The 18,775-nt window shown below is 47.2% G+C and carries 15 protein-coding genes; 2 read left to right on the top strand and 13 right to left on the bottom strand.

Annotated features, from left to right (window positions below; translation table 11 throughout):
• Positions 1-60 precede the first annotated feature (60 nt).
• The 5 genes from polA to rbfA form a co-directional block, all read right to left on the bottom strand.
• On the bottom strand, positions 61-2,925 hold the full coding sequence (gene polA / locus ABD880_RS13700) for a DNA polymerase I (protein ID WP_345167161.1): 2,865 nt from the start codon (positions 2,923-2,925) through the stop codon (positions 61-63).
• Positions 2,926-3,701: 776 nt separating this feature from the next.
• Positions 3,702-4,925 carry an ABC transporter permease gene (locus tag ABD880_RS13695; RefSeq protein WP_345167159.1) on the bottom strand — a complete coding sequence of 408 codons (1,224 nt, stop codon included), beginning with the start codon at positions 4,923-4,925 and terminating at the stop codon, positions 3,702-3,704.
• Positions 4,926-5,066: 141 nt separating this feature from the next.
• Positions 5,067-5,537, bottom strand: coding sequence for a GNAT family N-acetyltransferase (locus tag ABD880_RS13690; protein WP_345167157.1), 471 nt, complete (start codon positions 5,535-5,537; stop codon positions 5,067-5,069).
• Positions 5,538-5,711: 174 nt separating this feature from the next.
• Complete coding sequence (locus ABD880_RS13685; protein ID WP_345167154.1) at positions 5,712-6,524, bottom strand: class I SAM-dependent methyltransferase; 813 nt, start codon at positions 6,522-6,524, stop codon at positions 5,712-5,714.
• A 41-nt stretch (positions 6,525-6,565) separates the two neighbouring features.
• Positions 6,566-7,039: a 30S ribosome-binding factor RbfA gene (gene rbfA / locus ABD880_RS13680; protein WP_345167151.1), complete on the bottom strand. Its 474-nt coding sequence runs from the start codon at positions 7,037-7,039 to the stop codon at positions 6,566-6,568.
• A gap of 84 nt (positions 7,040-7,123) precedes the next feature.
• On the opposite strand from rbfA, the gene ABD880_RS13675 reads away from it, so the two are divergent.
• Entirely contained in the window at positions 7,124-8,536 is a 1,413-nt protein-coding gene (locus tag ABD880_RS13675) for a hypothetical protein (protein ID WP_345167149.1), read from the top strand.
• Positions 8,537-8,561: 25 nt separating this feature from the next.
• Complete coding sequence (locus tag ABD880_RS13670; RefSeq protein WP_345167146.1) at positions 8,562-8,870, top strand: barstar family protein; 309 nt, start codon at positions 8,562-8,564, stop codon at positions 8,868-8,870.
• 72 nt (positions 8,871-8,942) lie between these two features.
• On the opposite strand, the gene rpiB is transcribed toward ABD880_RS13670, so the two are convergent.
• The 8 genes from rpiB to ABD880_RS13630 all read right to left on the bottom strand — a co-directional run bounded on the left by rpiB (position 8,943) and on the right by ABD880_RS13630 (position 18,757).
• Complete coding sequence (gene rpiB / locus ABD880_RS13665; protein ID WP_345167144.1) at positions 8,943-9,374, bottom strand: ribose 5-phosphate isomerase B; 432 nt, start codon at positions 9,372-9,374, stop codon at positions 8,943-8,945.
• A gap of 11 nt (positions 9,375-9,385) precedes the next feature.
• Positions 9,386-10,240, bottom strand: a complete 855-nt coding sequence (tatC, locus tag ABD880_RS13660) for a twin-arginine translocase subunit TatC (protein ID WP_345167142.1) — start codon at positions 10,238-10,240, stop codon at positions 9,386-9,388.
• Positions 10,241-10,255: 15 nt separating this feature from the next.
• Positions 10,256-11,530, bottom strand: a complete 1,275-nt coding sequence (locus ABD880_RS13655) for a serine hydroxymethyltransferase (protein ID WP_345167140.1) — start codon at positions 11,528-11,530, stop codon at positions 10,256-10,258.
• A gap of 154 nt (positions 11,531-11,684) precedes the next feature.
• Positions 11,685-16,037, bottom strand: coding sequence for a T9SS type A sorting domain-containing protein (locus tag ABD880_RS13650; RefSeq protein WP_345167137.1), 4,353 nt, complete (start codon positions 16,035-16,037; stop codon positions 11,685-11,687).
• A gap of 326 nt (positions 16,038-16,363) precedes the next feature.
• Positions 16,364-17,062, bottom strand: a complete 699-nt coding sequence (locus tag ABD880_RS13645) for a metallophosphoesterase family protein (RefSeq protein ID WP_345167134.1) — start codon at positions 17,060-17,062, stop codon at positions 16,364-16,366.
• Positions 17,063-17,363: 301 nt separating this feature from the next.
• Positions 17,364-17,489, bottom strand: a complete 126-nt coding sequence (locus ABD880_RS13640) for a hypothetical protein (RefSeq protein ID WP_345167130.1) — start codon at positions 17,487-17,489, stop codon at positions 17,364-17,366.
• Positions 17,490-17,546: 57 nt separating this feature from the next.
• Positions 17,547-17,834: a hypothetical protein gene (locus ABD880_RS13635; protein ID WP_345167128.1), complete on the bottom strand. Its 288-nt coding sequence runs from the start codon at positions 17,832-17,834 to the stop codon at positions 17,547-17,549.
• Positions 17,835-17,899: 65 nt separating this feature from the next.
• On the bottom strand, positions 17,900-18,757 hold the full coding sequence (locus tag ABD880_RS13630) for an SDR family oxidoreductase (protein ID WP_345167125.1): 858 nt from the start codon (positions 18,755-18,757) through the stop codon (positions 17,900-17,902).
• Positions 18,758-18,775: the final 18 nt, after the last annotated feature.

Raw genomic sequence — 18,775 nt, 5'->3', positions numbered from 1 at the left:
CTACTTTTTATAATCTACCTTCGTTTTTAGCTTATTTTCTGCAAAACAGGCCAAAAACGGTTAATGGGCTTGCAACCAGTTGTCGCCGGTGCCCATGCCCACTTCCATGGGTACGCTCAGCGGGAAGGCGTTTTTCATGAGCTCCTCTACTTTGGCCTGCACCAAGGGTAGTTCTTCTTTGAGCACGTCAAACACCAATTCATCATGCACCTGCAAGATCATGCGGCTGGCAAGTTTCTCATCGCGTAGCCACTGGTCAATATTGATCATGGCAATCTTGATGATGTCTGCCGCCGTGCCCTGGATTGGGGCGTTGATGGCATTTCGCTCGGCGTAGCCGCGTACGTTCTGGTTACGGCTGTTGATGTCCCTTAAGTAGCGTCTACGGCCCAGCAAGGTCTCCACAAACTCCTGTTCGCGGGCTTCGTTGATGGCACTGTCCATGTACTGCTTCACCGCCGGAAACTCCTGGAAGTACGCCTCAATAATCTCGGCGGCCTCTCTTCTTGGAATAGCCAGCCGCTCTGCCAGACCAAACGCTGAGATACCGTAGATAATCCCGAAGTTAATGGTCTTGGCCTTCCGGCGCATGTCACTGTCCACCTGGTCTACGGGCACGTGGAACACCTTGGCCGCGGTAGACGAGTGAATGTCCAAACCCTTCTGGAAGGCTTCTTTCATGGTGGCGTCATTGCTAAAATGCGCCATGATGCGTAGCTCAATCTGAGAATAATCTGCAGAAAGCAAGACGTGCTTCTCATCCCTTGGCACGAAAGCTTTGCGTATCTCACGGCCTTTCTCCGTTCTAATTGGAATGTTCTGCAGGTTGGGATTGGTAGAACTCAACCTACCCGTGGCGGCCACGGCTTGGTTATACGACGTGTGCAGACGGTTATCCTCACGGCAAATCAATTGCGGAAGGGCGTCTACGTAGGTGCTCTTGAGCTTGGTGAGCTGCCGATGGTCCAGAATGAGTTGCACAATCTCATGCTCAAAGGCCAGCTTGGACAAGATTTCCTCACCGGTGGCGTACTGGCCCGTCTTGGTTTTCTTAATCTTGCTACCGCCCAGTTGCAGTCGGTCAAACAGCACCTCACCCAACTGCTTAGGCGACCCGATGTTGAACTCCATGCCGGCCAAGTTGAAGATTTTCTGCTCAATCTCCTGGATGCTGGTTTGCAGCACTTGAGAGGATTCTCCCAAGGCTTCGGCGTCAATACTCACGCCTTCGCGCTCCATGTGACCCAGTACGCGTAGCAAGGGGTTCTCTACCCCATTAAACAGCTTCTTAAGGCCTTGCTTCTCCAACAACGGGTCAAAGTAGTTCTTAAGTTGAAGCGTGACGTCCGCGTCCTCGCAAGCGTATTCATAGATTTGGAGCGGTGGCAGCTTATCCATGGTGAGCTGGTTCTTGCCTTTGCCTAACAGCGTCTCAATGGCAATAGGCGTGTAATGCAAGTACGTTTCAGCCAGCAGGTCCATGTTGTGGCGCATGTCGGGCTCCAGGAGGTAGTGGGCCAGCATGGTGTCATAGAGCGGTCCTTGTACGTCAATGCCGTAGCGTTGCAAGACCACTAGGTCATACTTGATGTTCTGGCCAATCTTGGTGATACTGGGGCTTTCCAGTATTTCCTTGAACTCCTGCACAATCTCTAGCGTGGCTTCATAGTCATCTGCCGGCACCGGAATGTAATAGGCCTCGCCGGGGATGTAACAGAACGAGATGCCCACCAAGCGCGCGGTGATGGCGTCTATGCTGGTGGTCTCGGTGTCAAAAGAGATTTCCTTCTGGAGTTTCAGGTATTTTAAAAGTTGCGCTCGCTGCTCTGGGGTAGTAAGCAGGTGGTACTCATGCAGGGTAGTGTCAATAGTTTTTCTGACGCCTGTGATGTAGGTACCTGAAGTAGTTTCCTCACCTTCTTCCTGGACAACGGTCTCATTGGCGGGCATGTCAAACAGAGACGTCTGGCCCATGGGCTTGTCTGATTTGAACCCTTTGCCCACCGTGGGCTTGTTGGAAATGGGTTTGGGGACGGCGGGCGAGGCGGTACCCAGCACGCGGGTAGCCAGTTGCCTGAACTCCAGTTCGTCAAAGAGCGCCGCCAGTTTCTCCACATCGGGTCCTTCATACAACAGGCCTTGCTCATCAAAGTCAATGGGCACGTCCAGATGGATGGTGGCCAGTTCCTTAGACATGAGGCCCTGCTCCGCGAACTTCTCCACGTTCTCCTTCTGCTTGCCTTTCAACTCATGTGAATGGGCAATGAGGTTCTCCACAGAGCCGTACTTCTGAATGAGCGTCTTCGCGGTTTTCTCGCCTATGCCTGGTATGCCCGGAATGTTGTCCACGGCATCGCCCTGCAGGCCCAGAATATCAATGACTTGCTTTACATCACTAATTTCCCAGCGCTCCAGCACCTTGGCTTTATCAATCACCTCTATGGCATTTCCCAGAAAAGCGGGCTTGTAGACAAACACATGGTCTGTCACCAATTGGTAGTAGTCCTTGTCTGGCGTCATCATGAAGACGTCATAGCCGGCCTTTTCGGCTTTGCAGGAAAGCGTTCCAATGATGTCATCCGCCTCAAACCCGTCCAGCATCATGCCCGGTATGCCAAAGGCTTCCACAATCTTCTTCACATAGGGGATGGCGATGGAAATGTCCTCGGGCATGGCCTGGCGGTTGGCCTTGTATTCTACAAAGCTGTCATGCCTAAACGTCTTGGAAGGCGCATCATAGCAGACGCCAATGTGGGTAGGCTTTTCGCGGTTGAGCAGGTCTACCAAGGTGTTGGTGAAGCCCAACGCGGCGCCGGTGTTCATGCCCTTGGAATTGATTCTAGGATTTTTACTGAACGCGAAGTGGGCGCGGTAGATGAGCGCCATGGCGTCTAATAGAAAAAGGCGTTTGTCTGGTGTACTCATAGGCTAGCGAAGGTACAAGCAATGCGTCTGCTGTGCAACGATGATGTTTATTAAACTGAAGACTCGGCAGAAGGTTAGGAGAAAGCGTTTTTGGCTTGTTTTCTGGAAAATAGGCGAAAAACGGGTTTGTGATTGTTGATTGTCTATTGCTATTTGATGTCTCACTCTTTTGAGCTCCTGCCGTTGTTGGTGTTATCACCAACAACCACAACCGCCTTCCCGCCTGTAATATCTTATGCACTTCCGTTGGCTATGCCTGAGAAGGTTCTTTCTTCCGATGCCCTTATGCCGCCTTGTTTCATCCTCACCGTTAAGCGCTCACGGCCGCGGGGCCCCGTCTTCCCGCCTCGCGCTGTACCAGCTTGCCTCCTTTGCATGGCTACTTTCTTGGTAATTGACATGTTTTGCTTTGTAGTTAACGCTGGCCTGTCAGAGGCGGCAACCTGCTTAGGCGACTCATCGGAAAGACTGGATTGGGTGCGGGTAGCAAAGGCCTCTGCTCAAAGGACTTCGTAGCGTCCGGCAGGACCTGCGAGCGTCTGTGCCAAGGACGTTACAAGTTGCAGGCTCCACCCTTGAGGGGCGGATGGGGGTGTTCACACCGGCAGATAAACCTTGCAAAAGAAGGCAATGTGTGGGAGACGAGGCAGTGCCTAGTCTCTACAAAACCTTCACGCCAGCCCCCTCATCCTAACCTTTTCCTTTAGGAAGAAGGGACGGTGCTTTTCTGTTTTGGGCTATTTCCCAGGAAAGAGGCTAAAAACGGAATTCAGGAATTAGAGATTGTCTCTGATGGAAAGAGAGGCGGCTTTGCGGGCCGGTCTTATGGAAACCAGTAGGGTGATGACAATAATGGCGGCGGCCGTGAACAGAAAATCCTCTACGCGCATGAGTACCGGATAGGCTTCTACCACTGAGGTAGTCATGCCCATGGACACAATCCCGAAGGTCTGTTGCGCCCAGCAGATGCCTCCGCCAATCACCAAGCCTACCACCGCTCCTGTAAAGGCCACGATTGCGCCCTCTAGTAGGAATATCTTTCTAATGGTGCCCGGGTCGGCACCCATAGACGCTAGAATGGCAATGTCTTTCTGCTTATCCAGCACCAGCATGGACAGGGAGAAGAAAATGTTGATGGACGCGATGAGCAGGACAAACGTAAAGGTCACAAACACAAACAGCTTTTCTACCTTGACAGCGCGCAAGAGGCTCACGTGCTGTTCTTCGCTGTTCTGTACTTGAAAGGCCGGTCCCAGCTTTTCTTGCAGGGCGTTCTTGACTTTGTCAATGTTTCCTGGCGAGTCTGCCTTCACCTCAAGGGCCGTGCGCTTATTCTCATAGCCTAGCAGTTCCTGCGCGAAGTCTAGCGGCACAAACACGTATTGGTCATCATACTGCCGCTCAATGGCGAAGACCCCGCCTGCCTGAATACCCAACTGCCTGAAGGCGTTCTCTGGGTTCAAGGTGACTTTCTTGCCCGCCTTGGGATACATGAACTGCAACGGTGAGAACGGATTCTCTGGTCTAATAGATAGTTGGTATTGCACGCCGCGTCCAATGAGCGCGTATTGCTGTTCGCCACGCTTGAGGCGGTGATCGCCGTCTACAATGGCAGAGTCTATTTGGTTCTGCTTGTGGTAGTTGTCACTGACACCTTTCACCTTTACTACCATTTGGCGGTCATTGTAGCGGAGCAAGGCGTTGTCTTCTATGACCTCGGTGAGCAGGACCACGCCGGGTGTTTTTCTGATTCTCTCCAGAAAGGCGGCATCGGTTTCAAAGGATTTGCCTTCTACAGAGGTGATTTTGATTTCGGGGTCAAACTTACCGTACAGGGACCTTATCAAATCCTCTAGGCCGTTGAACACAGACAGCACCACAATGAGGGCCATGGTGCCTACGCCCACGCCAATCATGGCAATAATGGAGATGATGTTGATGATGTTGCGCTTCTTCTTGGTGAAGAAGTACCGCTTCGCGATAAAAAGGGCAACGTTCATCTAAAAGGGGAATGAGTGAAGGAGTGATTGAATGATTGAGTGAACGGCTTTACGGGCTATTCAGGTTGCGTGTACTGTTTTGGTGACAAAGGGTTCTGTATTCTGGCAAGTTATGCTTCTATCTTAAAGCCCGTCAATTGATTACCGGCTAGCATTTTCTAGTTGCAGCTCTTTTTTCATGCACACGCTGGTTTCAATGTTGGCGTACTGCCCGTAGTTGGGAATGACTTCATAGCCGCTTTTGGTGTACAGCCTGATGGCTTCTGGCATGGCCTTGCCCGTCTCCAGCACCAAGTGCTTAAAATCTAGCTCTGAGGCCCAGCTTTCCAGTTCCTGCAAGATCTGTCCGGCAATGCCCAAGCCCCTGAACTCTGGCTGTACAAACATGCGCTTGACTTCGGCCACACCAAAACTAAACGGCTTGAAGGCACCGCACCCTACGGGCTGCTCGTCCTGGTAGGCCACCACTACCTGCTTAATGGCGTCAATCTTGTTGAACTGCGCAAAGAAAGAATGATCGTCTCCGTCCCGTACATGGAGTTCGGCATCCAGCAGAAACACCAGTTCTGCAAAATCCTGGTTACCTGAATCTGTTCTAACTAACTCTATCATAACTTGTAAGAATTAGGGGGACCTTGACAATAATCGTCGAAGGTAGGCTTTCTCTGGCTGTTGTCAAAACCTAAGTCGGCTTACGCGTTTTTAGCCTGTTTTCCGGAAAACAAGCCAAAAACGCCTTCGTCCTTCTCTGCTAGTAAGAACCGCCTCATTAAGAGAAGGTTTCTGCTATTTCCAGGCTTTCACAATCAATCCCGTGCCTGTTTCATGCCGGGTGTTGGTGTCCAGCCAGTTTAATACCAGACAGAACGGGTATACTATCAAATAATAGAATGGCAAAATGACAAAGAACAGCTTAGAAGCGCCCAGCATCAAGATAGGGTACTTCATGCTCAGGCGCCAGGAAATCTTGCCCGGCGTGCCGTAGGAATAATGCGCCTCTGTACGGCTAAAGCCAGCACTCTTCAATTTGTTTTGTATCTCTTGAATGTTGTAGCCGTCGCGCACGTGCTCTTCAATGAAGGAGCTCTCATCATCACCGTGCACGTCTGAGCCACCTTGGTCTGAAGGCGTAGAAATCAACACCATTCCGCCGGGCTTCATAGAGGCGTAGAAGTTCTTGAACACTTCTACGTCTTCTAAGATATGCTCCATCACGTCTACAGAAAGGACCAGGTCAAAGGTCTCCTGCGGCTCGCGGTAGGTCACCAGGTCCTCCTTGCGGAAGATCACGTTGCGGCGGTTGATCTTCTGGAAGAAGTTGGTGCAGTCTGCAATCTGCTCATCCTTCACGTCTACGGCCAACACGCGCCATTTCTCGCTCATGCCAGTTAGGTAGTAAGAATACTGCCCGAAGCCAGACCCCGCATCCAGGATCTGAAGCGGTTGTTGGCGTCTGCCTTTTCCCCAGGCTCTCAGTTCTTTGTGAATGTGCCAGGTTCTAAGTAAAAGCAAGTCTAGCAGGTTGTAGAAAACCTTGCGCAGGAATGGGGTTTTATTGAACGCGTCACCTAAGACGCGCTTGATAGGATCGTACTGCATGTTGGGTTTAGTATCTCAGGCTTGGTGAGCGACGGCGCAGTCTAGCGGTCGCGGGTGTCTTCGTCCTCTTCCTCGTTCTCCAGGTCTTCGTCTTCGTCATAGAAGTCGTCTTCCTCCTCATCTTCTGGAGAATGGAACGGGTTGGTAGGGTCTTCTTTGGATTCGCCGGGAATGTCTAGCTGCGAAATGATCTTGTCCATCTTGGCAGCGTACTCAGCGCTTTCATCTATGTAGAAAATCAACTCGGGCACTACGCGCACCTGGTTTCTGATGCGCTTGGCCAGCTCATGCCGAATGGTCTTGGTATGAAACTGTATCTCTTTGAGCAGATCTTTGCCGTTGGGGTTGAGCAGAAAGCTCAAATGCGTCTTGGCCACGCCCAAATCTGGTGACACGCGTACTCCGCTTATTGATATATAGGACCCCTGAAACAAGTGAGAAACGTCTCGCTGAAAGATTTCAGCCAGCTCTTTTTGTATCAGTCGGGCGAATTTTTGTTGGCGTTTACTATCCATGGTTCGACAAATATCGCATTAATTTCACATTTTTACTTCACAAACCGCCGTCCTCTTTGTGGGCCGGCTCTTCTGCGTTCCCTCTTGATACGTTTCTTCCGTAGTTTGTTTCCCTCCAGGTGGGTAGTGCTGGTGTTGCTGTTTCTCTTGATTCGGCTACCGTTGCTATTCTTTGGTTTGCCTGCCACCCTTACAGAGTTGCACCACGTGCTCTTGGGCGAGCGCCTGCAAGCTGGTTTTACCATGTACCAGGACGTCTATGACACCACCGCGCCGCTCACCGCCGGGTTGTACAAATGGCTGGACGCTTTCTTTGGGAAGTCTTATCTGGCGCACCGCTTGGTGGCTTTGTTCTTGACCCTCTACCAGGCCTTCTTGCTCAATTTCATCTTCAACAGAAACCAGGTCCACCCCCAGAAGTCTTTTTTGCCGGCATTGTTCTATCTGGTGTTCAGCAGCGTCTTTTTTGAGTTGGATGTACTGTCGCCGTTGCTTTTCGGCCATACGTTTGTCTTGCTGGGCGTCTATAGTTTGACGGCCATCTCTAAGGATGGCTCCAATGCGCAGCGGTTGTTCAAGGCAGGCTTCATGCTGGGTTTGGCGGCGCTATGCTACTTGCCTTTTATCTGGTTCTTGGTGTTAGGCTTTTTTGCCATCATCTACTTTGCCTCCAGCGCGGTCAGAAGCACGCTTTTGCTCATTACGGGCTTCGTTTTCCCGTTTAGCGTGGCCATCACGTACTTTCTGTACCAAGACTCATTGATGCCGTTCCTGGAGTTGGGCCTGGCTTGGTCCTGGCAGTTCAAGTTCACGTTTGTATTGCCTATTGTGCAGGTATTGAAGGTAGGCTCTATTCCTTTGGGCGTACTGGCGTTGGCCTTGATTACCTTGCCACTGGTCAACTTAGGCTTAAACTACCAGGCGCGTTTCTTGCAGTTTATGCTCATCTGGCTCATTGTAACGGGGTTGGTGCTGGTGAGTGGTCATGACGGGTCTGCCAAAGGCTTAATTTTGTTCATGCCTATCATTGCCTATTTTGGGGTATTTCTGTTCACCCAATGGACGGGTAAGAAGGTGTTGATCAATGAGGTCTTTTTTCTGGTCTTATTGGCAGGCGCGCTCTTTATGCGCTTTAATCCATTAGGTTTGGTATATTCCACTTTAGGCATTCAACCAGAACTAATCCAAGTAAGCGATCTACCCAAATACCAACAGGTCAAAGATGAACGTCTTCTGGTGCTGGGCTCAGATTTAAACTATTACCAGCAGAACAGCCTAGGATCTCCTTTCCTGCGCTGGGATCTGGCTCAGCCCTACTTTGGGCACCTGGCCAAGTATGATGCGCTCTTTACCATCTATCAAGACCTACGCAAAGCGCCGCCCACTTATATCATAGACCAGCAAGGCCTCATGCCTGAGTTACAGTACAAACTTCCTGCTTTGTTTAACCGCTATGAGCGCCTAGAGAACGGGTTGGTGTATAAGCGGGTGAGGTAACTCTTCTTCTATCTTAGCCACCCACATGAAAAGCTTCTATCTAAAAGGAGAAAACATAGCGGATTGGGACTCCTTCCACAAGGAAATTAAACACGTCTTAGGATTCCCTGATTATTATGGAGAAAACATGAACGCTTGGATTGACTGCGTAGATGAGATGTCTGAAGAAGAGCCAATCTTAATCCAAATTGAAAACTGTAAATTGTTAAAAACCCGTGCACCTGAAATACTTGAGGCTTTATTTGAATGTACTGCGTTCGTCAATTATAGAAAACTAGAAGTAGGTAGTAAACCTACTCTGATACTCTCAGCATTTATATCATCCATTAATTAAGAAAGCCGTTTTTGGCCTGATTTCAGGAAATCAGGCCAAAAACGGCTTTTGCCTTGTAAATAGATCTACCGCTTAGGAGCAGGCAATCTTAGCCACTCTGTTCTGATGGCGTCCGCCCTCAAAGGGTGTAGACAAAAATGCCGCTACCATGTCCTTGGCTATTTCCTCAGATACAAACCTTGCCGGAATGCATAGCACGTTGGCATTGTTATGGGACTTTGCCAGCTCGGCTAGCTCTTTGTTCCAGCAGAGGGCAGCTCTGATACCGGCGTGCTTGTTGGCCGTCATGGCCACGCCGTTTCCGCTTCCGCAGATCAAGATACCCAGGTCATATTCCTGCTTTTCTACGGCACTTGACAATGGGTGCACAAAGTCTGGGTAGTCTACAGACTCCTCAGAGAAAGGTCCGAAATCCTTCATCTCATGCCCCAATTCCTCTAACTGCGTCTTGAGTAGCTCTTTGTATTGAAAACCAGCATGATCGCCGCCTAGTGCAATTTTCATATGATTCTGGGTTAAGAAGTAGCTTGTTTGTTTAATCTGGCCACGTCACGTCTGCGTACCATCCAGGAGATGTGAATGCTCACTTCATAGAGTAACAGCAACGGAATGCCCATCAAGGTCATGCTCAGGATATCTGGCGGCGACAAGATGGCGGCCACTATCATGATCACCACAATGGCGTGCTTGCGGTACAGTTTCATCAATTCTGGGCTTACCAAGCCGGCTCTTGATAAGAAGAACACCACCATGGGCAACTCAAACATGATGCCGCAGGACAGCACAATGGTCATCAACGTAGACACGTAGGCAGACAAGTCAATGTCATTCCTGATGCTGGGGTCTACCTGGTAGTTGGCTAAGAAGTTAATGGAGAGCGGTGACACAATGAAATACCCAAACACGCACCCTAGCAGGAACAGGAACGAAACAAAGAACACCGCTCCTCTAGAGTTCTGCCGCTCATGTGGGTAAAGACCTGGCCTTATAAACCGCCAGATTTCCCAAAATAGATACGGGAACGCCAACAAGATACCAATCACAAAGGAACTGGTCATGTGCATGGTAAACTGCGCCGACAGCTCTCTGCTTTGCAAAACAAACGGCAGCTTGTCTATGCAGAGCCCGCTAGAATTGAGGTAGACGCCCAGTTCGCACAGTTTCTTGTAGGTAAAGAAGTCTACGCGCGACGGCCCCAGGATAATCTTAGTGAAGACAATCTCTGGAAAGCTGAACGCCAGCACGGTAAACACCACCACTGCAATGGCCGCCCTGATCAAGTGCCACCTCAATGCCTCCAGGTGGTCCAAAAAGGTCATTTCATGTTCTTCAGCTTCCTGCACAGCCACCTCTCCGGAACGTAAGGTCATGGGTTAATTTGAGTATTAATAGCTAAACAGCGGGAACTGTTGCATCCAGCTGTTGATTTCTTTTCTGGTGTCAGAAAGAATGGTGTCATTGTCATGGTTCATAAGCACTCGGTCAATGTACTCCACCACGCGGTCCATGTCCTGTTCTTTCAGTCCACGGGTAGTTACGGCAGCCGAGCCAATCCGGATTCCGGAAGTCACAAATGGTGACTTGTCATCAAACGGCACCATGTTCTTGTTGATGGTAATATCCGCTTTAATCAGAGTATTCTCAGCTAGTTTACCGGTCAGGCCTTTAGAGCGCAAGTCTATCAACATCAAGTGGTTGTCTGTGCCGCCAGAAATCAACTGATAGCCTCTATTCACAAACCCTTGCGCCAACATCTGCGCGTTTTTCTGCACTTGTAACTGGTATTCCTTGAACGACGGTGTCAAAGCCTCAAAGAACGCAACTGCTTTAGCAGCGATTACGTGCTCCAAAGGACCACCTTGCGTACCCGGGAATACGGCACTGTCCAGCAGGGCAGACATCATGCGTACCTCACCCTTCGGCGTCTTCAAGCCAAACGGGTTTTCAAAGTCCTTGCGCATCATGATCATACCCCCGCGCGGGCCTCTCAAGGTTTTGTGCGTGGTAGTGGTTACAATATGACAATGATCAAATGGGTCATTCAACAAGCCCGTGGCAATTAAGCCTGCTGGGTGTGAGATATCGGCCAACACCAAAGCCCCAACGGCATCAGCGGCTTCTCTAATCTTCTGGTAGTTCCAGTCCCGCGAATACGCTGAGGCACCGCAGATAATCAGCTTCGGTTTCTCACGCTGAGCCACCTCCATGATCTTATCCCAATCAATTTCACCGGTCTCTTGCTCTACACCATAGAAGACAGGTCTGTACAGCTTACCCGAGAAGTTCACCGGAGACCCGTGCGTCAAGTGTCCGCCATGGGACAGGTCGAAACCCAGAATAGTGTCACCCGGCGACAAGACGCCTAGCATCACGGCCGCATTGGCCTGAGCACCAGAGTGCGGCTGTACGTTCACCCACTCTGCGTTGAAGAGCTGCTTGGCGCGGTCTATGGCCAATTGCTCAGACTGGTCTACAATCTCACAACCACCATAGTAGCGCTTGTTTGGCAAACCTTCTGCGTACTTATTCGTCATCACGCTGCCCATGGCCTGCATTACCTGCTCAGAAACAAAGTTCTCTGAAGCAATTAACTCAATGCCGTGTAGTTGGCGCTCGTGCTCTTTTTGGATAAGGTCGAAAATCTGTTGGTCGCGTTGCATACGTTGGTGGTGTTTAGGTTCTCAAAAGTACAGGGAAAGCGCCAATTAACCAATGCTTTGTCCTAGAGGTTTAGTAGGCGCCTGCTTGCTTTACGGGAATAGGCAAAAAAAAAGCCTTGGCTATGGCCAAGGCTTTTTCTATTTGCATGATTGCTTATTCTTTGATCAAGCGTGTGGTTTTAGTAGTACCGTCAACTTGCGTAGTCAAGAAGTATAGACCCGTTCTTAAGTTAGTAGGCAAGTCAACCAAGATGCTGCTGGCGCCTACCTCTACCGATATAGATTTTGCGAACACTTTGTAGCCTCTGGCGTCATACAGCGTGGCTACTAATTCTCCGGCCTGCTCTATTTCTATCTCAAGGTTGATTTGCCCCTTGAATGGATTTGGATACACGTTCACCAAGCCTTTTCCTTTGGCTGCTTGCTTGATGTTTACTGACACCACTTTGCTATACTCAAATGTACCATCTATGTCTACTTGCTTTAAGCGGTAGTACACAGCAGTTCCTCTGGCAGCAGTCGCATCTAAGAATTCGTATGAAAGCAAGGTGTTACTATTAGCATCTTTGGTATTTACACGTCCCAACGTCTTGAACTCACCAGACTTCAGGTTGTTGGTTGACTGTACTTCAAAGTAGGCATTGTCTTGCTCAGAAGCCGTCTGCCACATAAGCTTAGCACCTGATGCCGTTGGCGTAGCGTTGAAGTTAACTAGTTCTACTGGAAGTGGGTTCACAGGGAATTCCAAAGCAACTGCACCATCATGCATATAAAACTCTGAGAAGCCGTATACAGCAGGAAGTTCAGCAATAAAGTAATTCCCTTTAACAGTATAGGTTGGCGACTTATAGTGAACTACCTCAGTTTTGCCTTCTCCTTCCGCCACTACGTAGCTATTCTCATATGAGCAATCCTCTAATGATCCGCTGTATTTAGATATAGATAAATCTTCTAATGTATAACCTCCGTTTACACTATTGTTAAAATCATTAAACTCTTCTACCATTCCATAGAACCTAATGCTTACAGGTTGCAATGGATTAGGTTGATTTTCTGATGCTATAGTCCAGTTGCGTGGAGCGATGTTAGCATTTACTCCTTCTCTACTATTGTTTGAATTAATTGTAAAGGCTACATACACATTACCCAATACATTACCACCATCCTTAATGGCTGCTACCAATTTACCATCATAGCGCAGCTCTTGCCATTGGTTAGAACCTGTTGATGTAATAGCCTCTGTATTATTACAAATATCTCTTGCTGAATCAGATTCTGGAGCATAAACAACATCACAACCGCCAGCATCCCAACCTGTAGTAGTACCTGTTAGTGTACTATTGGTTCCGGCATAGAATGTAGCAGTACCAGAAACAGTCACATTCTGTATAGCCAAGTAATCAGAGCAGAACTCTTCTGAACTAATAGCTAAAGCAGAACTTCCCATAGAAGACGACTTCAAAGTAGTTAATGGAGCAATGCTACTTGTTACTAATTCTTCCATTGTTTGCTTTTGTCCTGACTGCAAATTCAATGTTTTACCTCCTGCCACTGTCACCATTTTAAAAGTATTGGAGTTATTAACAGTAGTAGTTGCTCCATTGAAGGAAACATTGTTATAAACTTTTCCTCCTCCGGTGAAGGTATGGGCGGTAGCTGGGTTGTTAAAATTCAAGAAAGAATTGCTTGCCTCTAAAGTCAAGTTTGTTGCAGTAATGCTCCATACTGACAATCCAATTATTGTTGAGCTCCCTAAATTTAAAGATCTTACAGTAGTAGACGTAGAATAGAATGAACCAGTGACTATCTCTTTATTATTTGTCAAAAGACTACCTGAATTTAGGTTAATTCTACCTGCATTGCCTAAGTCTAATTTATTTGCTAACAAATAATTACTAGTGCCATTGAAAGTCACTGTTGTTCCATTAACAAGAGACAAACCACCTAAATCCACATTAGTAAAGAAATTCTTTGAATCAAATATGAGGGTCCCTTTTACTGTCCCCATATTCATATTATTACTAAGCTTAGTTTCTCCTGAAACTTGCAGTACTTTCCCATTTAAGTTGAATACTGGATTATTCACACCTGATTCCCATGTGATATTATTCACGTAAGAAGTAGGCTGATCTAATGTGACTTTTTGACCTGAAGCGGTGAATGAATTTGCATCAAAAACGACGTTATCATTAGGACCTGGGCTACAAATTGCAGCAACCCCTCCTGATGTGGTTGCCCAATGATTAGTATCGCTCCAATTTCCAGTTCCACCAACCCAGTAATAAGTTGACACTGTTTCTACACTATTAATAGACCATCCAGTTGTATTACCTCCATTTGCGCTATTAATTGCAGTTAATGTATTAGGTGAAGCTGCAATATCCTTTACTGCTATGTAATTAAACATCCTGTTTGTACCAGTCACCGAAAGGGTAGCCTTAACTCCCACGCTTGTTGACTCTAATTTAGTATAACCAGCACAGTCTCCATTCATAACAAGATTGCCTACTGTAGTTAGCACATTTGCTGGTAAACGCAGAGCCTTACCAGGCAATATAGATAGACTGGCAAAGTTATTTACCCCGGAGATAGTTGTAGACGTCGCTTGAAAAGTAACTGCGTTGTAAGTAAATCCAGCACCAGCAAAAGTATGAGCAATTGAAGAGCCATCAAATATTAAGGTAGATGTTCCCTTATTAAAAGTCAGCCCGGTATTTGTCAAACTCCAAACTGATAAACCCGAAATAGATGACGCACCTAAATCTAATGTTCTAGCTACAGTTCCAGTGGAATAAATAGAACCAACTAAAACTTGCTGATTATTCGTTTTTAACTGACCAGCATTTAGGTTAATTCTGCCACTTTGACCAACATTCAAACCAGAATTCAAGCTATATTCTCCGCTGCCAGAAAAGGTCATGATAGTTCCGTTTGGAAGAACACCATTTCCAAAATTCAACTTTTCACCTAAATTAGAAGAAGTAAATACTATTATTCCCTTAGTTATGCCATAGCTTATGTTTGCTGACATTTCCATGGAACCACCGACTTGTAAAGTTTTACCAGCTAAATTAAAGGTTGAATTTGCTGTTACTCCTAACCCAGAAATGCTATTTACATAAACATTTGCTTGATCTAAGGTCACTGTTTCACCAGCACTCAAAGAATTTGAATCGAATATTACATTGTCAAATGGACCAGGTGCACATGCCCCATTTGGAGCACCACCAGAAGTTGAGCTCCAATGTGTTGGATCACTCCAGTTCCCTGATCCACCTACCCAATAGAATGTTTGTTGCGAGCCACTACTAAACGTCCAGTTTGTGTTATTTCCACCATCTAAGGAGTTAGTAGCAGTGAGAGGTTGAATAGACTTTATGCCTTTAACTACAACTGATGAGAATGAAGTGGAACTTCCTGTCACATTAAGAACAGTTTGAATTGCCGAGGTAGACTCCAAAGTTGTATAATTACCGCAGCTGCCATTGCTTGACAATTGATTAACAGTAGTGGTTAAACCAGTAGGAAAACGAACTGTCTTGCCAGAGGCAATAGTTAAGACTTGAAAGGTATTTGCCCCTGAGATGGTAGTAGAAACACTATTTAGAAATACTTGATTATAAGATAGTCCAGCACCAGCAAAAGCATGTGAGATATCTGGATGATTCAACCGAATTATAGAAGTGCCACTGTTTAACACGAGCGAAGCGTTAACTTGCCATTCATCTAATCCAGTCAATTCAGAAGCACCCAAATTTAGAACTCTTGAGTTTGTCGCAGTTGAATATAATCTACGAATAGAAACTGTCTTGTTATTTGTGTTCAGCGTTCCTGCATTTAAATACAAATAAGAACCGTTTGTATTCATATCATCTTGCAAAGTCCACTCACCACCTAACCCATCAAAAGTTACACTTGATCCAGAAAATAAGGGTGTGTTATTCGAGGAAATAGTATTACCTGTAGAATTAGACTTAAAAACAAGTTTTACACCATCTATAAAAGAAGCATTTGTTGTTCTATCATAAGATCCATACACTTGCAAGACCTTGTCATTCCAGTCAAAACGGGAAGGTCTCACACCTAACCATGAAATGTTTCTTACACGTGCAGTATCATTCAAAGACACAGTCTGATTGTCTGCCGTAAATGAGTTGGCATCAAAGAAGACATCATCTTCTGCTGTTGGCAGCGCAGTATGTAACATTGCTCCACCAGAGGTAGTGGCCCAATGGCTAACATCCTCCCAGGCACCAGCACCACCTACCCAATAATATTGCTTAGTAATAAATCTGTAAGATCTTTCTAAGCTAAAGATTGCTCCTTTTAATGCAGAAGCATTGTTAAGCTCGGCAAAAGCTCTAGATGATTTATTTGATAAGCTCTCAACTTTATCCAATGATTTAGTGACAGCCTTTGCTGAAACAACTGGCCCTACGGCTACAATCAGCAGTATTCCAACAAGTGCAACAAGCCATTGTATAAGTTTAGTAGATGTTCCCCTCATAAGTCTTTCTATTTTAGGATGTTATTAATTATGACAAAAATATGTTATTTTACTTAGCTATTCAACACTATTACAATGCTATCGCATTTTTTTAATTAAATATAGGCAACTCTCAATATGTAAATCTTATATATTAAAGTCCAAATTAATCAAGCAAAACCCTTTTAATTAAGTTCAATCTAATAACCATAAATCAATTTATAGAATTATAGTTAGAACAAAGAAAGACGCACAACATCCTAATAATGTAACAATTACCATTGGATTTAAATATATCTACACACTTAAAAAACTACACAACCCAAACTCCAAGACCTCTGCTAATCCTACACTTTTACTTTAATTGCATATTCATCTTCTATATTCCTCTGCCATAACAACTGTCGCTTATCTAAAGTATAGCCGCACAGCCAGCCAAATTCAGCGTTCTTATAGTAAACACAACCGGCATCCAAGTTCACGCTTATCCTGTTCTGTTTGACGACCTTCTCTATGCTGGCCTTAGAAACCGGCAGGTGACCATGAAGCAAAATCCTTTTTCCTAGTTTTTTCACAGAAGGCTGAAAGCGCTTGATATTCAAAAGCGTGCAAGAATCAGTGGCTAACAGATTGGCTTGGGAGAAGTCCAGTCCGGCGTGTACCAAGATATAATCATCTAGTACAACCAGCAGGGGCATAGACCTGATGAATTGGATATACATCTCAGGAATGTCCTCAAACCGCTCTACCCCAAAGTTGCGGAGGGTGTCTTGCTGTTCTTCAGGGGTGAGCCAGACGGTATGAACGCCTTTGTCTAAGGCATCAAGCAGAAGTTGGTCATGGTTGCCGCGAAGGCAGGTGAGTTGGTAGCCTTGGCGTTGCAAGTGCAGGATGTAATCTAACACACCCTTGCTATCTGGCCCTTTGTTGATGTAATCGCCTAGAAGATAGAGATGATCATGAAGCTCAAGTTTAAGCACCTGCTCCACCAAGGCCTTGAAGGTGGCCAAACAACCGTGTATGTCAGAAATAGCGTAACGGGCCATGGGGGAATGGACTTGAGAAGCTAAATATAGGCATAAACTTTTAAGCCCAAGTTTATAATAGCATATCACTTCTTAGGATATTCCGTTTTTGGTATATTTTCTGGAAAACAGGCTGAAAACGGGCATAAAAAAACACCTTCCCGCAAAGGAAGGTGTTTTTCATCCATTTAGGATATTTCAACTAAGAGCCTCCGCCGTAAGACGGTTTGTCTATATCCTCTTTATTGGTGTTACGGTTGGGGTGCGTGACAGCGTCTGGAGCGGCACGTTCGCCTTCACGCACATGTTTAGACACAATCTCCTAGTCACGCTTGATTTGATCTGGATTGCCCGGTTGTTTTACCTCGGCCTTGCTTTGGCCGCGGCCAGATGGGTTTCCTTTGTTCTCACTGCCTTGCTGGTTGGTGCTATTGCTTTTATAGGGCATGATTTCCTCCTTTTCTGCTAATGTTCAACAATTCAATTAAAGGGACGCTGCGCGTAATCAGGTGCCGCGTCCTTCGTCATCGGTGCGCATGTTGTCCTTCGGATGCTCGGTGCTGTCGGCGTCCTCGTTCACGCTGACGCTAGACGGGCCGTCAGAGCTGTCAGAGCCGTAGCCCTCTTTGCCGTCACGGTTCCCGAAGCCGCCGCGCTGGGCCTCGTTCTTGGGCGGATCTGCGCCCGGAATAATGTGTCCGGCCATCATGTCCTCCATATTGGTGGACGTGTCGTCAATGACCCTCACTGGTCTGTCATGACCGTTGGGGTATTGTTTATCTTCGGTAGCCATAGGCGTTAGAATTAGGTGAATATTGTCTGGTAGTTTACTCTTTTCCACGTGGAAAGGTTGAGCCTTTACCCGTTTATCATCTCACCGCCGTTAATGTGTATGACTTGGCCCGTAATGTAAGAACCGTCCTCAGAAGCAAGAAACACATACGCTGGCGCTACCTCAGAGGGCTGCCCCAATCTACCCATGGGTTGGTTTTTCCCGAAGTCTCCCACCTCTTCTAAGGTAGCCGGAATAAGGGGCGTCCAGATGGGGCCCGGCGCTACGGCATTCACCCTGATGCCCTCCTTGGCCAAGTTTTGAGACAATGACCGGGTGAAGGTGGTGATGGCTCCTTTGGTGGCCGAATAGTCAATTAAATGGTCAGACCCGCGGTAGGACGTAATAGAGGTAGTGTTGATCACGGAATCCCCCTTCTGCAAATGATCTAAAGCGGCCTGCGTTACATAGAAGAAAGAGAAGATGTTGGTCTTGAAGGTATTCTCCAGCTGCTCAGCGGTGATTTCCCGCAGGTCTTCCTTTTCATGCTGCTCGGCGGCGTTGTTTACTAATATGTTCAATCCACCCAGTTCTTTCACGGTGCGCTTCACGGCCTCCTTGCAGAATTTCTCGTCGCGCAGGTCGCCTTTGATGAGTACGCACTTGCGGCCCTCTTTCTCTACCATTTTCTGAGTGTCTTTGGCGTCCTGGTTTTCGTCCAGGTACACAATGGCCACATCGGCGCCCTCTCTGGCAAAGTGCACGGCTACGGCCCGGCCAATACCGCTGTCACCGCCCGTGATGAGGGCTTTTTTGCCTTTGAGCTTGTCGCTTCCTTTGTAGTTGTCACGTATCACAATGGGCTCAGGCGTCATTTTATGCTCCATGCCCGGTTGCTTGCTTTGGTGCTGGTCTGGCACCTTCTTCGGATTCTTATCTGCCATAGTCTTATTGCTGATTGG

Origin of the sequence: Nibribacter koreensis (assembly GCF_039541795.1) — a bacterium.
Taxonomy (GTDB): Bacteria; Bacteroidota; Bacteroidia; order Cytophagales; family Hymenobacteraceae; genus Nibribacter; species Nibribacter koreensis.
The sequence above is the reverse complement of the archived record's forward strand: the minus strand, read 5'-3'. Positions and strand labels throughout refer to the sequence as shown.